Source organism: Facivitalis istanbulensis (genome assembly GCF_040560405.1).
Lineage (GTDB): Bacteria > Pseudomonadota > Alphaproteobacteria > Sphingomonadales > Sphingomonadaceae > Sphingomonas > Sphingomonas istanbulensis.
The window spans coordinates 94,640-119,585 of the sequence record NZ_JAVSCQ010000009.1; the positions used below are offsets into that span (position 1 = coordinate 94,640).

Genomic DNA, 24,946 nt, shown 5'->3' on the forward strand with positions numbered 1-24,946 from the left:
AGGGCGGCGCTTCGCTTCGTGACGGATTGAAATCCGAGAGAGAGTTTCTCGGAGTCCGTCATGGAGTGAAGACCATGGCCAAGGCCGCTACCCGCAAGAAGAACCCCGCCGTCGCGATGATCGAGTTTTCCCGCTCGCGTGACATTCCGTTCCACCGCATCCGGCTGTCGGACAGCAATGTCCGCGAGATCGACGTCGAAAACGGTCTCGACGAGCTGACCCATGACATCGACCGGCGCGAAGACCTCGTGATGGGTCTCAATGTCCGTGCCATCCTCGACGATGCCGGCGTCGAGATCGGCGATTTCGAGACCCCGGCGGGCGGCCGGCGTTACCGCGCCATCGCCCGCCTTGTTGCAGCGGGCCGCTTCCCGGCCGATGGGCTGGTCCCCTGCCTGGTCAAGAAGGCCAACGCCAAGACCTCGGCCGTCGACGATTCCTACGCGGAGAACGTCGTCCGTCTCGCCCTGCATCCGCTCGACCAGTTCAAGGCGTTCAAGCGCATGGTCGACGGCGGCATGTCGAAGGAGGAAGTCGCCGACGCGTATCGCACCACGCCGCGCTACATTGGCCAGCGGCTCCGCCTCGCCCGCGTCGCGCAGTCCCTGCTGGACGCTTATGCGCGCAGCGAGATGACGCTGGCGATGCTGGAGGCGTTCACCGTCAACCCTGATCATGCCCGTCAGGAACAGGTCTGGGAGGCGATCCAGCGTTCGCACAATCGCCAGCCTTGGTACATTCGCGATCTCCTCACCGAAACGACCGTGCCGACCGACGACAAGCGCGCGCAGTTCGTCGGCGTCGAAGCCTATGAGCAGGCCGGCGGCGTGATGCTGCGCGACCTGTTCTCCGATGAGGACGAGGGCTGGCTGGAAAACCCCGCGCTGCTGGACCGGTTGGTCTCGGACAAGCTGAAGGTCATCGCCGATAAAGTCGCGGCGGAGGGCTGGAAGTGGATCGAGATCGATACCGATCTGCCTTACGGCCATGATCGCGGTCTTCGCGTCCTCAACGCCACCTTCCCCGATCTGAGCGAGGAGGATCGCGCCATTCGGGAGGCACTGCGCGAGGAATACGAGCGGCTCGAGGCGGAACACGCCGATTACGACGAGCTGCCCGATGACATCGACGCGCGCCTCGGCGAGATCGAGGCCGCGTTGAGCGTCTTCGAGAAGCGCCCGGCCATCTATGACGCTGCCGAGATCGCCCGCGCGGGCGTATTCATCAGCATCGATCGCGCCGGCCAGCTTGTCGTCGCTCGCGGCTACGTCCGTCCCGAGGACGAGGCGCCCGTCACCGGCGATGGCGAGGACGCAGCCGGCGATGGCGAGACGGATGCCGAAAGCGGCGCGGTCGCTGCCCAGGCCAGCGTCCAGCGCGCCGTCATCACAATCGGCGGCGAGCCGGTCGATACGGAGGACGACGAGGATGACGCGATCAAGCCGCTCCCCGAACGGCTCGTGATCGAACTCACCGCCCATCGCACGCTGGCGCTCCACGACGCGCTCGCCAATAACCCGCATGTCGCGATGACCGCGCTCCTGCACCGCCTGGTCATGCAGCGTTATCACTACGCAGCGCCGACCGGCTGCATGGAGATCAGCGTGCGACAGCCGCATCTTGGCGTGCAGGGCAGCGATCTCAGCGACACGCCCTCGGCCAAGGCCATCGACGAACGCTTCGACGCCTGGAAGGCCGATGTTCCTTCCGACGAAGGCGCGGTCTGGGACTGGATCGCCGCGCTCGACGAGGCGAGCCGGATGGCGCTGCTGGCCCATTGCGTCAGCTACGGCGTCAACGCCCTCTACGAGCGGCCGAACCCCCACAGCGGTTCCGGCGTTTCGCAGTTCGGCCTTGATCGCCGCCTGTCCGGTGCAGACCGGATCGCCCGCGCCACCGGCTTCGACATGGTAGCGGATGGCGGCTGGAGGCCCACGGTCGACAACTATCTCGGCCGCGTCACCAAGCCCCGCATCCTCGAAGCTGTCCGCGAAGGTGCGGGCGAACGCGCCGCCCAGCTCATCGCGCATCTGAAGAAGGGGGACATGGCGAAGGAAGCCGAACGCCTGCTGGCCGAAACGGGCTGGCTGCCCGAGCCGCTGCGCCTGGTCGAACTCGACGGCGACGTCGCGGACGCTGCCGATGCTGGTGATGACGAAGCCCTGCCGGATTTCCTGGCGGGCGATGGCGACGAGGAGGAAGCCGCCGAGACCGAAGACGAACACGTCGTTCTCGTCGCGGCCGAATGATCGAAACCTGCGCCCCATCATCCGGTGGGGCGCATTTTTCATCCAAGCCACTGCCGTCTTCCAAGAGTGGAGAGAGGCAGAGGCCGGTCGGCCTGGCCGTGACGGGTTACGAGGTGGAGGAGAGGCTTCCACCGCCCGTCGCGGAGTTAGTCCCATGACCCTTGCCCGCCAATTCAACGCCGCTCTGATCGGCGCCATTCTCGCCCGGCACGTTCTACCAACCCTCCAGCGCGCGCAGAAATTCCCGCTGCGGATCTCTTGCATCGGCACCGCCAGCTACGACGACATGGAAGCCCAAAGTTTCGACCAAATCGTCGCCATCGGCGAATGCCTGTCGCCCGAAGAAGCCATGTCCGTCGCGAGCAACCGTGTCGCTCGCGGCGACATCCGCGTCGGGACCGACGACATGCTGCGCTTCCGCCCGCGCACGATCGTCATTCAGGACTGCGATCAGGGGCTGTTTCTCGCCGGAACGGTCCGGGCCGGGATCATCCTCTGGCAGCAGCCGGTCGCATCCGACGCCGAGGCCCGCCAGATCGTCACCGAAGCGAGCAAGCTGCGCGGCGCGGCCTTCGCCGCCGCCGGTCGCGGCGAGCACGGCCCGGCTCGCGACTATCGCTACCGCGCCAGTCAGCTTGAAGCGCGGCTGGTCGATGCATTCTGGCGCGAGACCGCCGCCGAGCTTCTGCGACTGCCGCTGGCCGCCTGACGTTCTGCTCCACCTTTCCATCCATCCGACCCGGCCATGCGCCGGGTTTCGTCGTTTGAGGAGCCAGCCATGGCCGAATATCTCACCCGCTTTTCCTGCCTGCTCGACGTGGGCACGCCCGAGAACGCCGCTCGCGCGCTCGATCTCTACAACACGCTCTCTGCCGAGAGCGCCGACGAAGACCCGCCGTCGGAAGGGTTTCATCTGTCCATCGTGCCCGAGCATGGCGGCACGCAGCTCTGGATGCGCGATGATTCCACCGGCGATCCCGCGCATGTCATCCGGTTCGTCCAGCGTTGCGCGGCGGCGTTCGGCCTCACCGGACGCTGGGGCTTCCAATATGCCAACACCTGCTCGCGGCCGCGCCTCGACGGCTTTGGCGGCGGCGCGCATGTTCTCGATCTCGCCACCGGCGACACCATCGCCTGGACCTATACCGATGGCTGGCTCGCCCAGGTTCTCGGCGGAGGCGATCCCGATGCCTGAGACCATCGAAACGACCGTCTATCGGCTCGACGAGCTTTCCGACGCCGCCAAGGACAACGCCCGCGCCTGGTATCGCGAACGCGGCTTCGATTACGGCTGGTATGATTCCGTATTCGAGGATTTCCAGCGCATCGCGGAAATCCTCGGTATCTGCCTGAAAACCCAGCTCGTTCGCCTCACGGGCGGCGGCTCCCGGCAGGAGCCGCAGATCGCGTTCACCGGCTTCTGGTCGCAGGGCGATGGCGCCAGCTATCAGGCGTTTTATGCCTTTCGGAAAAACGCCGCCCGCGAAATTCGCGAGCACGCGCCGCAGGACACGCGCCTGCACGCCATCGCCGCCGATTTGCAGGCGATCCAGCGCCGCAACTTCTATCAGCTCTGCGCCGATGTCAGTCATCGCGGCCGCTATTCCCATGAGTATTGCATGGCGATCTCGGTCGAGCGGCATAGCCCGGTCTGGCAGGACATGACCACTGATGCGGGGGACGCCGTGATCGAGGCGCTGCGCGATCTCGCCCGCTGGCTCTACCGGCAGCTCGAACGGGAATACGAATATCTCAGTTCGGATGAGGTCGTGGACGAGACGATCGCCGCCAACCAATACACGTTCACCGAAGCCGGACGCCGTTTCGGCTGATCTCGACAGGCGCCCCGCCGCACGGTCGGGCGCCTTTTTCATGCCGGCTATCGCCACGGCATCAGAGGGAGAGAGTGGCCGGGACGGGTTTGAGCCCGTCCGGTCCGAGAGAGAGAGCGCCGGCGGGCTTGCCCGTTTCCGCTCTCCCGAGGATTTCCCGATGAACACTCTGCTTCCTCTCGCCGATACGCTGCCGGCGACGCCGCTCGCAGCACCCGGCGACACCGCCGCCGCCGTCCACGCTGCCGCCCTCCTGATCCTGCCGCATCTCGAACGCGGGGCGCGCGTCGATGCCGTCGCCCTGCGCGGCGCGATGGAGACGGCCTTCGGCGGCTCCGACGCCACCGGCCTCTGGGACTGGAAAACCGCCTATGAGGCGTGCGAGGTCGCGACCGTCCTGTTCCTGCGCAAATACGGAAAGGCGCTTTTCCGCAAAGCCGGTTCTCCCGTCGCAACACTCCCGCTGCTCGGCAAGATCGTCGGGCTCCTGCCGACCCACACCCGCCGTTCGCAGGAGAGCCAGGCCCTCCAGCAATTCTCGACGCCGATCCCGCTCGGCCTGGTCGCCGCGACCGCCGCCGCGATCACATCCGCCGACCGTGTGCTGGAGCCTTCGGCCGGGACCGGCCTGCTCGCCATCCTCGCGGAGATCGCCGGCGGCTCGCTCGTGCTCAACGAGCTGGCCGACACGCGCGCCGCTCTGCTTTCCTCCCTCTTTCCGGCCATTCCCGTCACCCGCTTCGACGCGGCGCAGATCGACGATCATCTCGATACCGCCGCTGTCCCGTCCGTCGTGCTCATGAACCCGCCGTTCTCGGCGATGGTCCATGTCGAGGGCCGCATGGCGGACGCGGCGTTCCGCCATGTCGCCTCGGCGCTTGCGCGCCTTGCGCCCGGCGGGCGTCTCGTTGCGATCACCGGCGCGAACTTCGGCCCGGAAGCCCCGGCGTGGACCGCCGCCTTCGCCCGCCTGCAGGAGCGTGGCCGCGTCGTCTTCTCCGCCGGGATCGACGGCGCGGTCTATGCCAAGCATGGCACGACATTCGCCACGCGGCTCACCGTCATCGACAAGCTGCCCGCCGACGATCCCACGGTCTTCCCGGTCTCGCCGGGCACCGCGCCAGACGCCGCGACGCTCATGGACTGGATCGGCGCGCATCTTCCGCCGCGCCTGCCGGTCGATCCGTCCGTCATCATCCCGACCGCTGCGCCCGCCGCCGCGCGCAGCGTGCGCGGCTATCTCAACCGCGCCGCCAGGACCACGCCCGCCGTCGTCGCGGCCGAGCCCGAAGGTGTCGCGCTCGACTATGAGATCGTCGACGCGCTGGCTGAGACCGAAGCCGGGGCCGACGACGACGGCCGCATCTCCGACGCCATTTATGAAGAATACGGATTGCAGGCGATCCGTATCTCCGGGTCTCAGGCTCACCCGACCAAGCTGGTGCAGTCGGCGGCGATGGCGAGCGTCGCGCCGCCGAAGCCGAGCTATCGCCCGCAACTCCCCGCCAACATCCGCGAGCTTCTGTCCGACGCCCAGCTCGAAACGCTGGTCTATGCGGGCGAAGCCCATTCGGACTATCTCGCCGGCGCATGGACCGTGGACGAGAGGTTCGATCTCGTCTCGGCCGCCCGCGACGATGCCGAGAAGGCCGTGCGCTTCCGGCGCGGCTTCTTCATCGGTGACGGCACCGGCGTCGGCAAGGGCCGCCAGTCCGCCGCGATCATCCTCGACAACTGGCTGCAAGGCCGGCGAAAGGCGGTCTGGATCTCCAAATCCGACAAGCTCCTGGAGGACGCGCAGCGCGACTGGTCCGCGCTCGGCATGGAGCGCCTGCTGGTCACGCCGCTCTCGCGCTTCCCGCAAGGGCGGCCGATCACGCTTGCCGAAGGCGTCCTATTTACAACCTACGCCACGCTGCGCTCCGACGACCGCGGCGAGAAGCTTTCCCGCGTCAAGCAGATCGTTGAATGGTTGGGCTCCGATTTCGATGGAGCGATCATTTTCGACGAGGCGCACGCGATGCAGAATGCCGCCGGAAGCAAGGGTGAACGGGGCGATGTCGCCGCCTCGCAGCAAGGTCGTGCCGGGCTTCGCTTCCAGCACGCGCTCCCGAACGCCCGCATCACCTATGTCTCGGCGACCGGCGCCACCTCCGTCCACAATCTCGCCTATGCCCAGCGGCTCGGCCTCTGGGGAGGCGAGGATTTCCCGTTCTCGACCAGGGCCGAATTTGTTGAGGCGATCGAGGCCGGCGGCGTCGCGGCGATGGAGGTGCTGGCGCGCGACCTGCGCGCGCTCGGCCTCTACACCGCCCGCTCGCTCTCCTTCGACGGCGTGGAATATGAGCTGGTCGAGCACGCGCTGACGCCCGAGCAGACGCGCATCTACGACGCCTATGCCGGGGCCTTCGCGATCTTATGGCGAGCTGCGCATAAGATCCCTTATCGCGAGGAAGCGGTAATGCGGAGGAGCGCGGCGTAACCGGCGAATTCCCATGATAGTGTGCGCAGTTGCTGCGCATTATATTGGTTGCGAACCTCGGCGGTCCCTGGACCAGCTGAGGAGGCAATCATGTTGAAGTTGCATGACGAGTTGATCACCGAACTCTCGAATTCGCTCACCACACAGAATTACAATCCCGTGGTCGTGGCGAACCACCGTCTCTACGCCCGCGCGTTTCTCGATTATCTGGCCGAGTGCGATATACAGGTCGAGACTGTGACGCCGCAGCAGGTCGATCAGTATTTTGGCTATGCGGTTCAGGATTTTGAGATCCAGTACGGTCGGCCTCCCAGTGCGCGTTGGCACATGTTGCCCCGCACCGCGATCGCCAAGCTCCTCCGGCTTGCTCAAGGCAATTGGCCCCCGGACGCAGAAATGATCGGTCCCGATGACGAGCATCGACATGAAATTTGCCGCGAATACGAGGCATGGCTGCGCGAGGAGCGCGGTTTGGCAAGCGCGTCCATTGCGGCGCTGATGTGGGAGGCGCGAAACTTCCTGCGATGGCAGTTCGACCGGGCCGGTGCCGCCAGCCTCGAAACGTTGAGCATCGTGGACATCGATCTCTACATGGACATGCGCGCGCCTGGTTTACGGCGCAAATCATTGGCCGATGTCGCTGAGCGTCTCCGTTCGGTGGTTCGCCATCTGCATCGGACGGGTCGCATCCCGACCGATCTGACGCCACACATCATCGGCCCCATGCTCTATGCCTACGAAGATGTGCCGTCGACGCTGGAAAGGAGCCAAATCGCCGCGGTTCTGGCGACAACGCAGGAGGACAGATCGCCACGCGGACTACGCGATTATGCGATACTTCAGCTGCTTGCCACGTATGGGCTGCGCGAAGGTGAGATATGCCGCCTTCGGCTCGATGACGTGGACTGGCGCGCAGAATCCCTCCGGATCTGCCACACCAAGACCAACGCGTACTCGTACATGCCGCTAATGGTGACTGTTGGTGAAGCGCTGCTGGATTATCTGCGCCTTGGGCGGCCCCAGGTTGAAGTGCGGGAAATCTTCGTCCGATCCTGCGCACCCTATATCGCAATGACGAACCTGTACGGCATGATCCGCGGTCGGTTGGCCGCCGCAGGCGTAGTGCCAGCAGGAAAGCGGGGGCCGCATGTCTTCCGCCACGCACGTGCGGTCGAAATGCTGCGGGCATCGGTCCCGCAAAAGATCATCGGCGACGTGCTCGGGCATCGATCCACCGAATCCACCAATACTTATCTCAAACTGGCAACAGATGATCTCCGAGCCGTGGCACTCGAGGTGCCTGGAATGGAGGTGCTGTCATGAGCGCCTGGCACGATCCCGATCGCACCGTCGTCGACGCCTTCCTGGTAAAATCGCAGTTCCGGCCGGGAAGCGTACCGACATATCGCTGGTTCCTTTGCACCTTCGAAGATGTTGCCCGCCGGCATCCGGCGGTGGACCGGCAGATGCTCGACGCCTGGCTGAAGGAGATGCAAAAACGTTGGCGATTGTCGACGCTGCTCAATCAGGTCTGCATTGTCGACCGCTTCCTCGACCACCTCGTCGAAATCGGGCTGATCGCCGACAACCCTGTTGCTGCACTTCGCCGTCGGTACAACGTCAAGCAAAGCAAGCCGATCTGGCGGGCCTTGGCTTCCCCGAATCCCGACGAATCCTTGGCCGCGTTACGACGGCCTGCGCCCTTCGGCAGCGTGCTGGGTGACTTCATGCAAGACCATGTCATGCTGATGCGCAGCCGGGGATATCAATATGAAGCGCAGGCTCACTGGCTGCTGCGGTTCGATCGGTTCCTTCAGGCCCGTCCCGACCTCGCGGAGCAACCACTTGAGGCAATGATTGCGAGCTGGGCGGCTGCCAAGCCGACCCGCAACCACGCGGCTGAATGCCAGAAGCTGGCGCGCATCCTGACCAAGGCGCGGTTCCGCCTCGATCCGACTATCCCGCCAAAGCGCTTCAATCCCCGGCCAGAGCGGGAAGTAGCGCGGGAGCATCGGCAACCGCATATCTTCAGCCCGGCTGACGTTCGGCGTATGCTCGATACCGCACGGACTTATCCGTCGCCGGACGCTCCGCTGCGGCCGTTGACCCTCTACACCATGATCATGCTGGCCTATTGTGCCGGGCTACGGCGAAGCGAGCTGGCATGGCTCGATCTTGGTGACGTGGACCTGCAATCAAGCACGATCACGATCCGGGAAACGAAGTTCTACAAGACCAGGATCTTGCCTCTATCCGACAGTGTCGCGGTCGAACTGCGCGCGTACATCGATGCGAGGCGGCGCGCTGGCGGCCCACAGAACCCGAAATCAGGGCTGTTCTGGCATGCCCACTTAAATGACCGCTACAGGCCCGAGGCGGTTACGACAATGATTACCAACGTCATGCGCCGTGCTGGGCTCAAGCCCGCTTCGGGCCGGACCGGGCCGCGGGTCCATGACCTTCGTCACTCGATGGTGGTGAACCGCATCCTCCAGTGGTACCGGTCCGGCATTAACCCTCAGGAAAAACTGCACTTCCTCTCGACCTACATGGGGCACCGGGATCTCCACTCCACGCTGGTCTACATCACCGTCACGCAGGATCTGTTGCAGGAAGCCAGTGAACGGTTCCGCGCGCTCGGCGCCCCGTGCCTTGTCACGGAGGCGCGGCCATGAGGAAAGGCAATCCATTGCCCGCGTTGTTGCGGGCGTTCTTCCAGGAGTGGCTGGCCGAGCAGCGCAGCGCGTCAATCCACACGATCCGCTCTTATCGCGACACCTGGCGGCTGCTGCTTCGGTTCGTCGCGGAGCGAAAAGGCTGCGGGGTCGCGCGGCTGACGCTCACCGACGTCTCGGCCGGCGAGGTGCGCGCGTTCCTTCATCATACCGAGCATGGCCGCAAGACCACGATCGGCACGCGGAACTGCCGACTGGCCGCCATCCGCAGCTTCTTCAGCTTCGTGGCGGACAAGAATCCGGAATACATCGCGCAGTGCTCAGAGGTCCTGGCTGTTCCGTTGAAGCGGGAGCCCACCTCCGCGCCGTGCTACCTCGAGCCCGAGGAGGTCGAGGCCATCCTCGCCCAGCCCAACCGATCGACACTCGAAGGGCTGCGCGACCATGTACTGCTCTCGTTCCTCTATAACAGTGGCGCGCGAATCCAAGAGGCGCTTGACCTCTGTCCCGAAGCAATCCGGTTCGATGCACCGAACTTCGTGCGTCTTTACGGCAAGGGGCGCAAGGAACGCATCTGCCCGCTCTGGCCAGAAACCGTGGCATTGCTCAGGAAGCTACTGGAGCGACAGCCGCGTGCGCCCGATGAGCGGATCTTCGTCAATCGATACGGTGAACCGCTAGGGGCGTCAGGGGTGCGGTTCAAGCTCAACGCCTACGTGGAACAAGCCGCGAAATCGACGCTGACCCTCCAGTCAAAACACGTTACGCCTCACAGCTTCCGGCACGCGACCGCCGTCCACCTCGTTGCCGCCGGGGTCGATATCACCGTCATCCGCAGTTGGCTCGGGCACGTCAGTCTCGATACGACCAATCACTATGCTCAGGCCAATCTGGAGACCAAACGAAAGGCGCTGGAACAGGTTGGCGCCCCGGCGGCGAGCAACGTGCCACCTTCGTGGAAGCGAGATGCCAATCTGATGGGATGGCTCGACACCCTATAGAATAATGTGAAGGACGTGGCGAAATGTTCCGCAGCTTTGCAGGACTACGCCGCGTTCCTCCGCATTACCGCTTCCTCGCGATAAGCCATCATCCATAACAATCTCGACGCGGCGATGGAGGCCGCCAACATCACCGGATCGTCCGGTACGCTGAACAAGCAGGCGAAGTCCGCCGCCCGCTCGGCCTTCGAGGCCGCCAAGCAGCGCTTCTTCGGCCATCTGCTCACCAGCATGAAAACGCCGACCCTGATCCGGTCGATCACCGCCGATCTGGAAGCCGGTCATTCCGCCGTGATCCAGATCGTCTCGACCGGCGAGGCGCTGACGGAACGGCGTCTGGCCGATATCCCGACAGAAGAATGGAACGACATCCGGGCGGACATCACGCCGCGCGAATATGTCCTGTCCTACCTCGAAACCAGCTTTCCCGTTCAGCTTTACGAGCCCTTCACCGACAGCGACGGCAAGGTCTCGTCGCATCCGGTCATGCGGGACGGCCAGCCCGTCGAAAGCCGGGAGGCCGTCGCCCGCCGCAACGAGTTGATCGAGAAGCTCGCGAGCTTGCCGGCCGTCCCCGGCGCGCTCGACCAGATCGTCCAGCACTTCAGCACGGACATGGTGGCCGAGGTGACGGGCCGCTCGCGCCGGATCGTCCGAAAACGCAGTCCGGGCGGTATCGACCGCCTTGTCGTCGAGAACCGCGCGGCCTCCGCCAATCTCGCCGAGACGCAGGCGTTCATGGATGACGACAAGCGCGTCCTGATCTTCTCGGACGCCGGCGGCACCGGGCGCAGCTATCATGCCGAACTCTCGGCGCGGAACACGCGGCTGCGCGTCCACTACCTGCTCGAACCGGGCTGGAAAGCCGACGCCGCCATCCAGGGCCTCGGCCGCACGCACCGGACCAATCAGGCGCAGCCGCCGCTCTTTCGCCCGATCGCAACAGACGTGAAGGCCGAAAAGCGCTTCCTCTCGACGATCGCCCGCCGCCTCGACACGCTCGGCGCGATCACGCGGGGCCAGCGCCAGACCGGCGGCCAAGGTCTCTTCCGTCCCGAGGATAATCTGGAAAGTCCCTATGCGCGCGATGCGCTGCGCCAGCTCTACATGCTGCTGGTGCGCGGCAAGGTCGAGGGCTGCTCGCTCGACCGCTTCGAGTCCGCCACCGGCCTGAAGCTGATGGACTCGACCGGCATCAAGGACGATCTGCCGCCGATCACCACCTTCCTCAATCGGCTGCTGGCGCTGACCATCGAGCTTCAGGGCGTCCTCTTCACCGCCTTCGAGCAATTGCTGACGGCGCGCATCGAGGGCGCCATCGCGAGCGGAACCTATGACGCCGGGCTGGAGACGCTGACTGCCGAGCGGTTCACCGTCACCGACCGCAAGACCATCTATGTCCATCCGGGGACCGGCGCGGAAACCCGGCTGCTCACCATCACGCAGCGCCAGCGCAATCGTCCGCTGACCCTAGACACAGCACTCGGCCATCTCGATGACCGGCGCGCGAAACTCCTCGTCAACGAGCGTTCCGGCCGCGCCGCCGTGCAGGTGCCGACCACCAGCATCATGCTCGACGATGGCGAGATCGAGCGCCGCGTGCGGCTCCTGCGCCCGATGGAGGGGCATAACATCCCCTTGAACGCCATGGCCGAAACGCACTGGATCGAGGCCGATCAGGATGCGTTCGCCGCCGCCTGGAACGCCGAGATCGCCGAGGTGCCGGAGTTTGCCGACAGCACGATCCATGTCGTGACCGGCTTGCTCCTGCCGATCTGGAAGCGCCTGCCGAATGAATCGACGCGGGTGTATCGCCTCCAGACCGATGACGGCGAGCGCATCATCGGCCGCCGGGTTTCTCCGGCCTGGGCCGCCAATGCGACCACGACCGGCACGACCGCGCTCGCGCCCGATGACGCCTTCATGGCGCTGATGGACGGCCGCACGATCCTCGATCTCGCCGAGGGCCTTCAGCTTCGGCGCGCGCGCGTCATGGGCGCGAACCGTATCGAACTCTCCGGCTTCACCGACACGATGCGCGAGCGGCTCACGGCCTATGGCCTGTTCCACGAGATCACCTCGTGGAAACTGCGCATGTTCGTGCCGGTCGATGCGTCCGGCCCGGTCGTGCTCGCCAAGCTGCTCGAACGCTGGCCGGTCGAGCGCATCGGCGAACGGGAGGCGGCATAGATGGCCCGCCTCGCGGCTTCCGAACTCGCAATCCGTCTCGGCCGACACGCCGAGGCGGTTTGCCGTCATTATCTATCGTCCGGCCACCGCGCCGGACGCTACTGGCAGGTCGGCGATGCCCGCAACACGCCTGGCCGGTCGATGTTCGTCCGGCTGACCGGGCCGGAAACCGGCAAGGGCGCAGCGGGCAAGTGGACCGATTCCGCCACGGGCGAGCATGGCGATCTTCTCGACGTCATCCGCGAAAGCTGCGGGCTGATCGACTTCAGGGACATTGCCGACGAGGCCCGGTCCTTCCTTGCCCTGCCGCATCCTGAACCCGAACCGGGGAAGCGTGACTGGCGACCGGCATCGGCGCCGGCAGGATCGCCCGAAGCGTCGCGGCGGCTCCTTGCGATGGCGAGGCCCATCGGGCGGATGCTCGTGGAAACGTATTTGCGGAACCGAGCCATTACGGCTTTGCACGAAACCGGAGCCCTGCGCTTCCACCCCCGCTGCTACTATCGGGCCGACGAGAACGCACCGACTGAGACCTGGCCGGCAATGGTCGCCGCCGTCACCGACCCCGCCGGCACGATCACGGGCGCGCACCGCACCTGGCTCGATCCCGACGGCTTCAGCGAGGCGCGTCTTGGCCGTGCGCCGATCGAGACGCCCCGGCGTGCGATGGGTGATCTCCTGGGAAACGCCGTCCGCTTCGGCATGGGCAGCGAGGTTATGACGGCCGGCGAAGGCATCGAAACGGTGCTGTCCGTCCGCACGGCTCTGCCCGCTATGCCGTCTCTGGCAGCGCTCTCGGCGGCCCATCTCAGCGCCATCCTGTTCCCGACGACGCTGCGGCGGATCTATGTCGCCCGCGACAAAGATCCGGCCGGCGATGGGGCGATGGCGACCCTGACGGAGCGTGCGAGCGCGGTCGGGATCGAGACGGTCGTGCTCACGCCGCGGCTCAGTGACTTCAACGAAGATCTCAGGCTTCTCGGCCACGACGCATTGGCGGCACGGCTGCGGGACCAGATCGTCTCGCAGGACATAGCTCGCTTCATGCTGCTGGCGGCCTGATCGGTCCCGGTCAGGTGGCAGCGGCAAGGCGGTATCGCGGAGCCGGTTCAGCCATGGCGATCTACCTGCGGCGCTGAGAGGCCACACCCACGGCCTTCTGAGAGGGCGATCGGGGCGTCAGCCGTGCCGGACAGGCAATGCCGGTTGCCAACGATTTTCCGCCGCGCCGCACCCACCCCACGCGACAGGTCGCGCGGGGACCCCGGCTGGGGCGCTTTGCATCGCGAAGCAAAATCGCCTGTAGCGCGATCATGATGTCGAGGGTCTGCCGGCACAGGTAGACGTTGTGCGGCTTCGATCGCTTCATGCGCTCCTTCGGGATGGTCCAGACAGCGTTGTCGAAATCAATCTCGTCCCATACTGCATCCTGCAACTCGCTCTTCCGGACCATGGTGAGGAGGTAGAGCTTCATGCCGAGGCGGATCGTCGGCAGCGTCGCGACATGCTCGAGCTGCTTGAACATGATGCGGATCTCAGCGGGCGAAAGCGCGCGATCCTTCGGCGTAAAGGTAGCGATCGAGGCCGGACCGACGTCATCGGCCGGATTGGCGACCTTCTCGCCGTGCAGAATGGCAAAGCCGTAGATCTGCTTCAGGATATCCCGCACATGGATGGCGGTCGCAGGCGCGCCGCGTTCGACGATCTTGCCGCAGTGAGCGCGCAGGTCATCGGGCGTGATCTCCGTCAGGAGACGATTCCGCCAGACGGGCATGAGTTCGCGTTCGAAGATGGAGCGCCGCATCGCGCGCGTGCTATCGGCCATCGTCGCGCTGGTCAGCCACTTCTCGCCGAACTGGCCGAAACTCTTTGCTTCCTTGATCCGACGCTTTTCGCGCTGCTTCTCGATGGCGGGAGACCGCCCCTCGGCGATCGCGCGCCGCGCGTCGATGCATAGCTCGCGAGCTCTGGCGAGCGATATTCCGTCACGGGCATATCTGCCGAGATAGACGGTCTCCCGCCTGCCGTTCAGCCGATAGTCGAGCCTGAAAGAGATGGCGCCCGAAGGGGCGACGCGCACATACATGCCGTCACGATCGGATACCTTGTACATTTTAGCTTTTGGTTTCAAGCACTTGAGCGCTGCATCGGTCAACATTTCGGGCCTCCTTGCGGAAAAGTACCGTCACGCGGTTTTTGGAGGCCGATATCGTCGAAAATGCTTTTATTTCAGCACATTAGTTCGAAAAAAGTACCGTCATTGGCCTCGGTTGACCTGACGGTACTTTCGTTTTTCCGGTTGATCAATGGGGGTGAGGCCCGTCAGCGAGGCCGCCGAACGCCATCTATGCCCACCGATAGATGGCGATAGGCATCGGATGAATTTATTTTTGTTTTCAGTAGCTTAGATCGTACCAGAGCGTAAAATCGGCGGTGTTCGGAGGGGCCTGAATCATTCCCACTCAATCGTGCCGGGCGGCTTGCTCGTATAGTCGTAGACCACGCGATTAATGCCCTTGACCTCGTTGATGATGCGGGTCGTCACACGGGCCAGGAAGTCGCCCGGAAAGTGGAATGCCTGCGCGGTCATGCCGTCGACCGAGGTGACCGCGCGCAGCGCCAGCACCGAGTCATAGGTGCGGCCATCGCCCATCACGCCGACCGAGCGTACCGGCAGCAGCACCGCAAAAGCCTGCCAGATCGCGTCGTACAGCCCCGCCTTGCGGATCTCCTCCAGATAGATGGCATCCGCCTTGCGTAGGATGTCGCAACGCTCCTTCGTCACCTCGCCGGGGATGCGGATCGCAAGGCCCGGCCCCGGGAAGGGATGGCGGCCGACGAACACCTCGGGCAGGCCCAGTTCGCGGCCCAGTGCGCGGACCTCGTCCTTGAACAGCTCGCGGAGCGGCTCGACGAGCTTCATGTTCATCCGCTCGGGCAGGCCGCCGACATTGTGGTGGCTCTTGATCGTCACCGACGGGCCACCGGTGAAGCTGACGCTCTCGATCACGTCGGGATAGAGCGTGCCCTGCGCCAGGAAATCGGCGCCGCCGATCTTCCTGGCCTCCGCCTCGAACACGTCGATAAAGGTCTTGCCGATGAACTTCCGCTTGGCCTCGGGGTCGGTAACGCCGGCCAGGCCGCCCATGAACAGTTCCTGCGCGTCCACATGGACGAGCGGGATGTTGTAATGGCCGCGGAACAGGCTGACGACCTGGTCCGCCTCGCCCTGGCGCAGGATGCCGCCATCGACGAATACGCAGGTGAGCTGATCGCCGATCGCCTCGTGGATCAACAGCGCGGCGACCGACGAGTCGACGCCACCCGACAGGCCGCAGATCACCCGGGCGCTACCGACCTGTTCACGGATCTCGGCGATCTTGGCCGCACGGAATTCGGCCATCGTCCAGTCGCCCGACAGGCCGACGACGTGCCGCGCGAAATTGGCGATCAGCTTCGCGCCGTCGGGCGTGTGCACGACCTCCGGGTGGAACTGCATCGCATAGATGCGCCGCTCCTCATTGGCGATCACCGCATAGGGCGCGCCGGGGCTGGTCGCGACGACCCTGAAGCCGGGGGCGAGCGTGGTGACCTTGTCGCCATGGCTCATCCAGACCTGGTGCCGGTCGCCCTGCGCCCATAGACCGTCGAACAGCGCGCAATCACCCTCGACCGTGATGAACGCCTCGCCAAACTCGCCACTGTCGCCCTTTTCGACCTTGCCGCCCAGCTGCTGGGTCAGCGCCTGCTGGCCATAGCAGATGCCCAGCATCGGCAGGCCGCTATCGAGGATCGCCTGCGGAATGCGCGGGCTATCCTGGTCGACCACCGAGGCCGGACCGCCGGACAGGATGACGGCGGCCGGCTTGATCCGCGCGAACGCCGCTTCGGCCGATTGAAAGGGAACGACCTCGCTATAGACCCCCGCCTCGCGCACACGGCGCGCGATAAGCTGGGTGACCTGGCTGCCGAAATCGACGATGAGGATGCTGTCAGGATGCTCCATGGCGGTCCGATAGCGATGTCTTCCGGAAAATGCTACCGGCGCGGAAGCGATTGAATCGCGTCGGCGATCGCCCTTCGGATGGCTTGCCCATCGACCGGGCCCCGGAAGGCCCTGCCCCATCCCGGGCCGCCACCCCCGGATAGCCCAACGAAAAAGGGCCGCGCCATCGCTGGCACGGCCCCCTCTCGAAGGTGTCTCGAAAGACGCGTGACTTACGCGGCTTCGTCGAAATCTTCCTCGGTCATGACCGGACCCGAATCCTGGCCCTTCGCCGAGACGTCACGGTCGACGAACTCGATGATCGCCATCGGCGAGGCGTCCGACGCGCGGATGCCGGCCTTGATGATGCGGGTATAGCCACCGTTACGGTCCGCATAGCGGGTCGCCAGGACTTCGAACAGCTTCACCAGCTGTGCGTCGTCGAGCAGGCGGGCATGGGCCAGACGGCGGTTCGAGAGACCACCCTTCTTGGCCAGCGTCACCAGCTTTTCGACATAGGGACGCAGTTCCTTCGCCTTGGCGACGGTGGTGGTGATCTGCTCGTGCTTGATCAGCGCGGCCGCCATGTTGCGGAAGAGCGCGATACGATGAGCCGAGGTACGCTGCAGCTTACGGCCGCCGACGCGATGACGCATGGGTAGTTCCTTCGTTCGTTAAGGGGCCGTGTCACGGAAACCCCAGAGCTGGTGACCGTTAAAGGCCGTCACCGTCGCCTGTCTTGTCGCTCGCCGGTTCGCCCGGGGAGCGGGGCAGCAAAGCTGGAAAATCGGCCGGGCCGGATCACGGCGACGCCGCGATCCTGACGTCGAACGGGTCGCCCGAGGGCGACCCGCCGGCCGGGCCTTCGCCGTCGCGCGGATAGCATCGCTATCCGCGTGCGGCTCAGCCCATGATCTCCTGTTCCAGCTTCTTGGCCATTTCCTCGATATTCTCGGGCGGCCAGCCGGGGATTTCCATGCCCAGGCGCAGCCCCATCGACGACAGCACTTCCTTGATCTCGTTCAGCGACTTGCGACCGAAATTCGGGGTGCGCAGCATCTCGGCTTCGGTCTTGCCGACCAGATCGCCGATATAGATGATGTTGTCGTTCTTGAGGCAGTTCGCCGAACGCACCGACAGCTCCAGCTCGTCGACCTTCTTGAGAAGGTAACGGTTGATCTGCTGCGCGTCGCTCTGCGGCTCGCCACCGGCGGCGGGAACCGCTGCCTGGCCGACCGGCGCGGCGCGGGTGAGCGCCGAGTCGTCGAAGTGGACGAACAGCGCCAGCTGGTCCTGAAGGATGCGCGCGGCATAGGCCACGGCGTCTTCCGGGGTGACGGTGCCGTCGGTCTCGATCGAGAGCGTCAGCTTGTCATAGTCCAGGTCCTGACCGACGCGGGTCGGGTCGACCTTGTACGACACCTGGCGCACCGGCGAGTAGAGCGCGTCGACCGGGATCAGGCCGATCGGCGCATCCGCCGGACGGTTCGAGGCCGCGGGGACATAACCCTTCCCGATGTCCGCGGTCAGCTCCATGTTGAGCGTCGCGCCTTCATCGAGATGGCAGATCACCAGGTCCTTGTTCATGACCTCGATGTCGCCCGACACGGCGATGTCACCGGCCTTGACGGTGGCGGGGCCGGTCGCCGAGAGCTGAAGCCGCTTCGGGCCTTCGCCCTGCATGCGGATGGCGAGCTGCTTGACGTTCAGGACGATGTCGGTGACGTCTTCACGCACACCGGCCAGCGACGAGAATTCGTGCAGCACGTTTTCGATCTTGATCGAGGTCACCGCCGCGCCCTGGAGCGACGACAGAAGCACGCGCCGCAGCGCATTGCCCAGCGTCAGGCCGAAGCCACGCTCCAACGGTTCGGCAACAAAGGTTGCCTTGCGCTTGCCATCGCCGCCCTTTTTCTCGAGCGCGTTGGGCTTCTTCAGTTCCTGCCAGTTCTTTGCGTTGACAGACACGTGGTTCCCCTGAGTTATGGGCCGGAACGGGGACAGTTCCAGCCGTGGAGATAGACATGGCCGACTCGTCAGCCGGCCATGGGAAGCATCAGACGCGGCGACGCTTGGAAGGCCGCACGCCGTTATGCGGGATCGAGGTCACGTCACGGATCGAGGTGATCTGGAAACCGACCGCCTGCAGCGCGCGGAGCGCCGACTCGCGGCCCGAACCCGGGCCCTTCACTTCGACTTCCAGGGTACGGACGCCATGCTCGGCGGCCTTCTTGCCCGCGTCCTCGGCGGCGACCTGGGCCGCGTAAGGGGTCGACTTGCGCGAACCCTTGAAGCCCATCATGCCCGCCGACGACCACGAAATGGCATTGCCCTGCGCGTCGGTGATGGTGATCATGGTGTTGTTGAAGCTGGCGTTCACATGGGCGACGCCGGCGGTGATGTTCTTGCGCTCGCGACGGCGAATGCGCTGCGGTTCACGTGCCATTGAATTCTATCCTGACCTGTATCTCTGATACGGAGAGCGGGAAGCAGCCTGCCTCGCGCCGCCCTCCGGCGGAGAAGAAGTGATTATCGCCCCCCGGACGAAAATCTTACTTCTTCTTGCCCGCGATCGGCTTCGCCTTGCCCTTGCGGGTGCGCGCATTGGTGTGCGTGCGCTGGCCGCGGACCGGCAGGCCCTTGCGGTGACGCAGGCCGCGATAGCAGGCCAGATCCATCAGGCGCTTGATGTTCATCGCGGTCTCGCGACGAAGATCGCCTTCCACCGTGTGATCGGCGTCGATGGTCTCACGGATCTGCAGGACTTCCTGGTCCGTCAGGTCCTGGACGCGACGATCCGCGGCGATGTTCAGCTTGGTGGCGATTTCCTTCGCCTTGGCCGGACCGATGCCGTGGATATAGGTCAGCGCGATGATCACGCGCTTGTTGGTCGGGATGTTGACACCCGCGATACGTGCCATGAATTATTTCTCCTAGCTCCACGAGGCGTGGCATGGCCGCACACGCTTCATCTCAACGCGATTGCTCCACCACGCACGATCACGGCGCGCGCAAGCAGCACGGCGCCGAAACAGGAGTGTTGGAAGGATGGGCAGTTAGGCCGCGCGCAGCCCACTGTCAAGCGACAGACCCCTGATTCTTTCGCAGATTCAGCCAGCGGCGGAACGACACCACGGCCCAGACCAGCTCGACCACGCCGAACGGCCATGCGCCCTGCAAAAAGCCATAGACCGATCCCGCCAGGCACCCCAGGACGAAACCAAAGGTCCACCAGTGCGATCCCGCTTCCAGCGCATAGCAGACCAGGGTGAACGACACGGCGATCAGGCCGAAGAGCGACAGGGAATCCATAGCCACGGTCTAAAGCCGCGGGCCAGAACGGCAAGCCTTGCCTTCGTCGCCGCATCCGGGCGCGTCATCCCGCCGGTCAGGGCAGGACCAGCCGCGCGACCAGCCCCGGCACGTTATCCGCCAGTTCGAACCGCCCGCCATGCAGCCGCGCCACCGCCTCGATCAGCGCCATGCCCAGCCCCGCGCCGGGCGTGGTGCGCGCGGTATCGAGCCGCCCGAACCGCTTGAGCGCCTGCGCCCGGTCGGATTCGGCGATGCCCGGGCCACGATCCTCGACCTGGAACGCGATGCCATCGGCCCGCACCCTGAGCCGCAGGGTCAGTTCACCGCCCGACGCGCCATGCTTCAGCGCATTGTCGATCAGGTTGGACAGGGCCTGGCTCATCAATTCGCGGTGGAGGGGAATGGGCGCGGGCCGGTCCTCGATCCGAACGACGAAACGCAACCCGCCATCTTCCGCGACCGGCGCATAAAGCTCGCCGATCTCCTCGACCAGATCGGCGGGCGCGACGGGGGTGAAGCGGTCGCGCGTCACCGATTCCGACCGGCTGATCTCGATCACCATGGTCAGCATCCGCATGACGAGATCGGTTTCGACCAGCAGGCCACCCAGCGCCGCCTCGCGCTGCGCCGGATCGGCGATCAGCACGGCATGTTCGGTCTTGGTCCGCAACCGCGCCAGCGGCGAGCGCAGGTCATGCGCCAGACTGTCGGTGACGACGCGCAGTTCGACCATCAACTGCTCGATCTTGCCCAGCATCGCGTTCAACCGCGCCGCCAGCCGGTCAAAGGCATCGCCATCCCCCGCGCGCACCAGCGCCACGCGTCGCGACAGGTCGCCCTCGCCCGCCGCGTCCATCACCGCCACGATCGTGTTGAGCCGCCCGCCGACATAGCGCGCCAGCACCAGCCCGGTGCCGACCCCCAGCATCAGCGACAGCGCCACCGCCAGCGCGAGGGCGCGTTCGATCGCGACCTGCTGCGCCTCGATCAGGTCGAGCGGCCGCCCGACCAGCAGCCAGTCCGTGCCGATGGGATGCAGCGTATAGCCTGCCTCGCGCGAGGCCCAGCGGCCGTCATGCCCCAGCACGCCGATGCGAAAGGGTGTATCGACCATCGGCACCACCAGATGGCCGGGGGCATAGCCCGCGATCCGCCGCCCATGCGCGTCGAAGATGGCGAGGACCAGGGTGACGTCGCCGGGCTCGCGCGCGTCGGTGATCGCGTCGGCCAGCGCGGGCAGCGCGCCCGTGCGCCAGACCGCGCGCAGCGCCTCGGCCTGCTCGACGATCTCCCGGTGGAGGGCCGTTATTGCATCGGCACTGGTCTGCTTCCAGATGAAGCCGACCAGCACGAGATTGGATATCAGCGCCAGCATGATCGACAACAGCGCGATCCGCGCCGAAATCGTCAATCGCGCCAGTCCGGGTCGCCCCCTCACCCCTCGATGGCCAGCCGATATCCCGCGCCGCGCACCGTGTGCAGAATGGGGCTGCCAAACCCTTCCTCCAGCTTGCGCCGCAACCGGCCGATATGCACGTCGACGACGTTCGAGCCAGGATCGAAATGATAGTTCCAGATCTTCTCCAGCATCATCGTGCGGGTGACGACCTGTCCCGCATGGCGGGCGAGGAATTCCAGGAGGTTGAACTCGCGCGCGCCGACCGGGATCAGCTTGCCCGCGCGGGTGACGGTGCGCGCCAGCAGGTCGATCTCCAGATCGCCGACCTGCAATTTGGTCCGCGTCGGCTCGGTCGCCGCCCGGTCGGAGCGGCGGACCAGCGCCTCGATCCGCGCCGACAATTCGGCAAAGGAGAAGGGCTTGCACAGATAATCGTCCGCCCCGGCCTTCAACCCGTCGACGCGGTCGTCCACCGTGGCCAGCGCCGACAGGATCAGGACCGGCGTCGCGATTCCCGCCGCCCGGATCGCGCTGACCATCGCCAGCCCGTCGAGCCGCGGCAACATGCGATCGGCGATGATGAGATCGAAAATCCCCTCGCTGGCCAGGAACAGTCCGTCGCGGCCGTCACCGCATTGTTCGACGGCATAGCCCGCCTCGCCCAGCCCCTTGGCCACATAGGCGGCGGTGGAGGCATCATCCTCGACGATCAGGATTTTACGGCTCATCGGCACCTCTGTTCCGGCATCGGCCGGCCCCCTGTCCATCCAGGGCGTCGATCCGTGCGATCCATCCGGGTCGGTCCAGGCCGATCGGCACCATGGGCGCTCCCGTCCAGGCCATGTCGCCCGCCCGATCCACGGTCCGGGCAGGGAAAGGCCGGCGGAAAGCAGTGTTTCCGCCGGCCCCGACGGCACCCCCGGGAGTGTCGGGCGCCGAGCTTCTTGAACTCTGTGCCCATGGCTACAGTCCGGGGGGCTAACATGCCGTGACCAAGCGATGAATAATTCGTCATCTTTTCGTCGCGCGCGCGGGCGGATAGCCTGGGAATCCCCCCGCTGGACCGCCCGAGCATCATATGTCCGTCCGGCATCCGGCAACGGATCATCGCGGCCGAAGAGACAGCACGGCCCTTCCCTCCCCGGTCCCGTGCCCCATATAGCGGTCCCATGTCTTCGCGCGCCCGCGTCCTTGTCCTGAACTCCGCGCTCGGGCCCCTCGATTACCGCGTGCCGCATGGCATGACGGTCGAACCCGGGTCGATCGTCATCGCGCCACTCGGCCCCCGCCAGTTGCTGGGCGTGGTATGGGAGGCCGAACGCATGCCCGCGGACGCCGAGGTCGGCGACAATCGGCTCCGGCCGCTGCTGGGCGTGGTGGATGCCCCGCCGCTTCCGGCGCCGCTGCGACGGCTGATCGAATGGACCGCCGACTATTATCTCGCGCCCCCCGCCGCGGTAATGCGGATGGCGCTGTCGTCCACCTCCGCGCTGGAGGGCGCGCGGACCGTCACCGAATATCGCGTCACCGGCCATGTCCCCGACCGCCTGACGCCGCAACGCGCCCAGGCGCTGGAGCGGATCGGCGACCGGCAGGGCCTGATCCGGGAGTTGGCGACCATGGCCGATGTCTCCGATGCGGTGATAAGGGGGCTGGTCAAGAACGGCGCGATCGAGGGGGTGGAGGTCGATATCGACAGCCCCTTCCCGCTGCCCGATCCCGATCACCACCGCCCCATCTTGTCCGCCGATCAGCGCGCGGCGGCAGATACGCTGGTCGCGGGCGTGACGGCGCACGCCTTTCAGCCGGTGCTGCTCGACGGCGTCACCGGGTCGGGCAAGACCGAGGTCTATTTCGAGGCGGTGGCCCAGGCGATTGCCGAAGGGCGGCAGGTGCTGGTCCTGCTCCCCGAAATCGCGTTGACCGAACCCTTCCTCAAGCGCTTCCACGACCGATTCGGCTGCGAGCCGGTGGCCTGGCATTCCGGCCTGCGTTCGTCCCAGCGACGGCGCGCGTGGCGCGCGATCGCCAGCGGCCAGGGGCTGGTCACGGTCGGCGCGCGGTCGGCCCTGTTCCTGCCCTATCGCAATCTCGGCCTGATCGTCATCGATGAAGCGCATGAGACCAGCTTCAAGCAGGAAGAGGGTGTCCATTACCATGCCCGCGACGTGGCGGTGATGCGCGGCAAGTTCGAGCCGTGCCCGGTCATCCTCGCCTCCGCCACGCCCGCGATCGAGACGCGGCAACAGGTGGCGCTGGGCCGCTATACCGAGGTCAAGCTGCCCGGCCGCTTCGGCCCGGCGCAGATGCCGACGATCGAGGCGATCGACCTGATCCACAACCCGCCCGAACGCGGTCGCTGGATCGCGCCCAAGCTGGTCGCGGCGATGCGGGAAGTGCTGGAAAAGCGCGAACAGTCGCTGCTCTATCTCAACCGGCGCGGTTATGCGCCGCTGACCTTGTGCCGGACCTGCGGGCATCGCTTCCAATGCCCCAATTGCACGGCCTGGATGGTCGAACATCGGCTGACGCGACGGCTGGCCTGCCACCATTGCGGCCATGTCATGCCCACCCCGCGCGCCTGCCCCGAATGCGGCGGCGAGGATTCACTGGTCGCCTGCGGCCCCGGTGTCGAACGGATCGCCGATGAGGCTACCGCGCTGTTCCCGGAGGCCAAGATCGCGGTCGTCACCTCCGATACCATCTGGTCCCCCGCCAAGGCGGCCGAGTTCGTCGCGCGGATGGAAGCCGGCGACATCGACATCGTCGTCGGGACGCAGCTCATCACCAAGGGCTATCATTTCCCCAACCTGACGCTGGTGGGCGTGATCGACGCCGATCTGGGGCTGGAGGGCGGCGACCTGCGCGCGGCGGAGCGGACCTTCCAGCAGATCCGGCAGGTATCGGGGCGCGCGGGGCGCGGGGCCAAGCCCGGCCACGTCTTCATCCAGACGCACAGCCCCAAGGCACAGGTGATGCAGGCGCTGGTCACGGGCGATGCCGAGGCCTTTTATGCCGCCGAGACCGAAGCACGGCGGGATGCGGATGCCCCGCCGTTCGGCCGTTACGCCGCGATCATCATCTCATCGGAGGAGCAGGCCGCGGCGCAATCCACCGCCAACGCCATTGCCCGCGCCGCGCCCAAGATCGACGGGATGCACGTCTTCGGCCCCGCCCCCGCCCCACTCGCCATGCTGCGAGGGCGGCACCGTTATCGACTGCTGGTCCATGCCCGCCGGGCGCTGGCGGTGCAGGACGTGATCCGCGAGTGGCTGGGCGGCGTGGAATGGTCCGCGAAGGTGCGTGTCGCGGTGGATGTCGATCCGTACAACTTCCTGTAGATCGGACCGAACAACGCGGTCGTGCCGGCGGCATGGAGCGACATGGCCCCCGATCGTTCCTATCGGCCCGTTTGGCCGCCCGCAAACGCGCGACGGGCTCCCAAAAGAAAAACGGCCGCGACTTTCGCCGCGACCATTTCAAGAAACCTATCCGACGGGAAGGCTTATCCCGCATGCTCCGCCAGCACGGTCAGGCCCTTCGGCCCAACCTCGGCAAAGCCCCTGCGGATCTCGATCAATTCGGGCTCACCCTTTTCGGTCGTGTAGACCCGGATCGCGCCATCGCGAATGGTCGACATGAAGGGCGCATGCCCCTCCAGCACGCCGAAATCGCCCTCGGTGCCGGGGACGACCACCATATGCACCTCCTCCGAGCGGAGGAGCTTTTCGGGCGTGACGAGTTCGAAGTGCAGCATGGTCTAGTATCTCGCATCGCTCTCCCGTAGCGGGAGAGGAAAGAGGGGACGGCCGGAACCA

The 24,946-nt window shown here is 65.6% G+C and carries 20 protein-coding genes and 1 pseudogene; 11 read left to right on the forward strand and 10 right to left on the reverse strand.

Annotation, left to right across the window (positions count from 1 at the left end; genetic code table 11):
* Positions 1-74: 74 nt before the first annotated feature.
* The 10 genes and pseudogenes from RN629_RS08030 (at position 75) to RN629_RS08075 (ending at position 13,491) form a co-directional block, all read left to right on the forward strand.
* A complete protein-coding gene (locus RN629_RS08030) occupies positions 75-2,249 on the forward strand; it encodes a ParB/RepB/Spo0J family partition protein (RefSeq protein ID WP_407034750.1) in 2,175 nt (724 codons plus the stop codon).
* A 154-nt stretch (positions 2,250-2,403) separates the two neighbouring features.
* The gene (locus tag RN629_RS08035) at positions 2,404-2,958 is read left to right on the forward strand and encodes a hypothetical protein (RefSeq protein ID WP_407034751.1); all 555 of its coding nucleotides are present in this window, start codon (positions 2,404-2,406) and stop codon (positions 2,956-2,958) included.
* Between the two features lie 69 nt (positions 2,959-3,027).
* On the forward strand, positions 3,028-3,444 hold the full coding sequence (locus RN629_RS08040; RefSeq protein WP_407034752.1) for a hypothetical protein: 417 nt from the start codon (positions 3,028-3,030) through the stop codon (positions 3,442-3,444).
* Complete coding sequence (locus RN629_RS08045) at positions 3,437-4,081, forward strand: antitoxin of toxin-antitoxin stability system (RefSeq protein WP_407034773.1); 645 nt, start codon at positions 3,437-3,439, stop codon at positions 4,079-4,081. The genes RN629_RS08040 and RN629_RS08045 overlap by 8 nt, the downstream gene beginning before the upstream one ends.
* A gap of 160 nt (positions 4,082-4,241) precedes the next feature.
* Positions 4,242-6,500 (forward strand): annotated as a pseudogene (locus RN629_RS08050) (strawberry notch-like NTP hydrolase domain-containing protein); the annotation flags it as partial.
* 153 nt (positions 6,501-6,653) lie between these two features.
* The gene (locus RN629_RS08055; protein ID WP_007015824.1) at positions 6,654-7,886 is read left to right on the forward strand and encodes a site-specific integrase; all 1,233 of its coding nucleotides are present in this window, start codon (positions 6,654-6,656) and stop codon (positions 7,884-7,886) included.
* Positions 7,883-9,238 (forward strand): tyrosine-type recombinase/integrase, encoded by a 1,356-nt coding sequence (locus tag RN629_RS08060; RefSeq protein ID WP_009823940.1) that lies wholly within the window; start codon positions 7,883-7,885, stop codon positions 9,236-9,238. Before RN629_RS08055 ends, RN629_RS08060 begins: the two co-directional genes overlap by 4 nt.
* Complete coding sequence (locus RN629_RS08065; protein ID WP_009823939.1) at positions 9,235-10,239, forward strand: site-specific integrase; 1,005 nt, start codon at positions 9,235-9,237, stop codon at positions 10,237-10,239. Before RN629_RS08060 ends, RN629_RS08065 begins: the two co-directional genes overlap by 4 nt.
* A 231-nt stretch (positions 10,240-10,470) precedes the next feature.
* Positions 10,471-12,429: a strawberry notch C-terminal domain-containing protein gene (locus RN629_RS08070; RefSeq protein ID WP_455189835.1), complete on the forward strand. Its 1,959-nt coding sequence runs from the start codon at positions 10,471-10,473 to the stop codon at positions 12,427-12,429.
* Positions 12,430-13,491 carry a DUF7146 domain-containing protein gene (locus tag RN629_RS08075; RefSeq protein WP_407034753.1) on the forward strand — a complete coding sequence of 354 codons (1,062 nt, stop codon included), beginning with the start codon at positions 12,430-12,432 and terminating at the stop codon, positions 13,489-13,491.
* Positions 13,492-13,552: 61 nt separating this feature from the next.
* On the opposite strand, the gene RN629_RS08080 is transcribed toward RN629_RS08075, so the two are convergent.
* From RN629_RS08080 to RN629_RS08120, 9 genes are all read right to left on the reverse strand, one after another.
* Positions 13,553-14,587 (reverse strand): tyrosine-type recombinase/integrase, encoded by a 1,035-nt coding sequence (locus tag RN629_RS08080; RefSeq protein WP_455189834.1) that lies wholly within the window; start codon positions 14,585-14,587, stop codon positions 13,553-13,555.
* Positions 14,588-14,881: 294 nt separating this feature from the next.
* Positions 14,882-16,435 (reverse strand): glutamine-hydrolyzing GMP synthase, encoded by a 1,554-nt coding sequence (gene guaA / locus RN629_RS08085; protein WP_407034754.1) that lies wholly within the window; start codon positions 16,433-16,435, stop codon positions 14,882-14,884.
* A gap of 212 nt (positions 16,436-16,647) precedes the next feature.
* Positions 16,648-17,070: a 50S ribosomal protein L17 gene (rplQ, locus tag RN629_RS08090; RefSeq protein ID WP_407034755.1), complete on the reverse strand. Its 423-nt coding sequence runs from the start codon at positions 17,068-17,070 to the stop codon at positions 16,648-16,650.
* A gap of 247 nt (positions 17,071-17,317) precedes the next feature.
* Positions 17,318-18,382 (reverse strand): DNA-directed RNA polymerase subunit alpha, encoded by a 1,065-nt coding sequence (locus RN629_RS08095; RefSeq protein WP_407034756.1) that lies wholly within the window; start codon positions 18,380-18,382, stop codon positions 17,318-17,320.
* 88 nt (positions 18,383-18,470) lie between these two features.
* A complete protein-coding gene (gene rpsK / locus RN629_RS08100) occupies positions 18,471-18,860 on the reverse strand; it encodes a 30S ribosomal protein S11 (protein ID WP_007405180.1) in 390 nt (129 codons plus the stop codon).
* 106 nt (positions 18,861-18,966) lie between these two features.
* Positions 18,967-19,335, reverse strand: coding sequence for a 30S ribosomal protein S13 (rpsM, locus tag RN629_RS08105; protein ID WP_407034757.1), 369 nt, complete (start codon positions 19,333-19,335; stop codon positions 18,967-18,969).
* Positions 19,336-19,492: 157 nt separating this feature from the next.
* Positions 19,493-19,726, reverse strand: coding sequence for a hypothetical protein (locus RN629_RS08110; protein WP_407034774.1), 234 nt, complete (start codon positions 19,724-19,726; stop codon positions 19,493-19,495).
* 76 nt (positions 19,727-19,802) lie between these two features.
* Positions 19,803-21,140, reverse strand: a complete 1,338-nt coding sequence (locus tag RN629_RS08115; protein WP_407034758.1) for a sensor histidine kinase — start codon at positions 21,138-21,140, stop codon at positions 19,803-19,805.
* 23 nt (positions 21,141-21,163) lie between these two features.
* Positions 21,164-21,856 carry a response regulator transcription factor gene (locus RN629_RS08120; RefSeq protein WP_407034759.1) on the reverse strand — a complete coding sequence of 231 codons (693 nt, stop codon included), beginning with the start codon at positions 21,854-21,856 and terminating at the stop codon, positions 21,164-21,166.
* 441 nt (positions 21,857-22,297) lie between these two features.
* Between RN629_RS08120 and RN629_RS08125 the strand changes: the two genes are divergently transcribed.
* Positions 22,298-24,469, forward strand: coding sequence for a primosomal protein N' (locus RN629_RS08125; RefSeq protein WP_407034760.1), 2,172 nt, complete (start codon positions 22,298-22,300; stop codon positions 24,467-24,469).
* 164 nt (positions 24,470-24,633) lie between these two features.
* On the opposite strand, the gene RN629_RS08130 is transcribed toward RN629_RS08125, so the two are convergent.
* Complete coding sequence (locus tag RN629_RS08130) at positions 24,634-24,885, reverse strand: ATP synthase F1 subunit epsilon (RefSeq protein ID WP_407034761.1); 252 nt, start codon at positions 24,883-24,885, stop codon at positions 24,634-24,636.
* Positions 24,886-24,946: the final 61 nt, after the last annotated feature.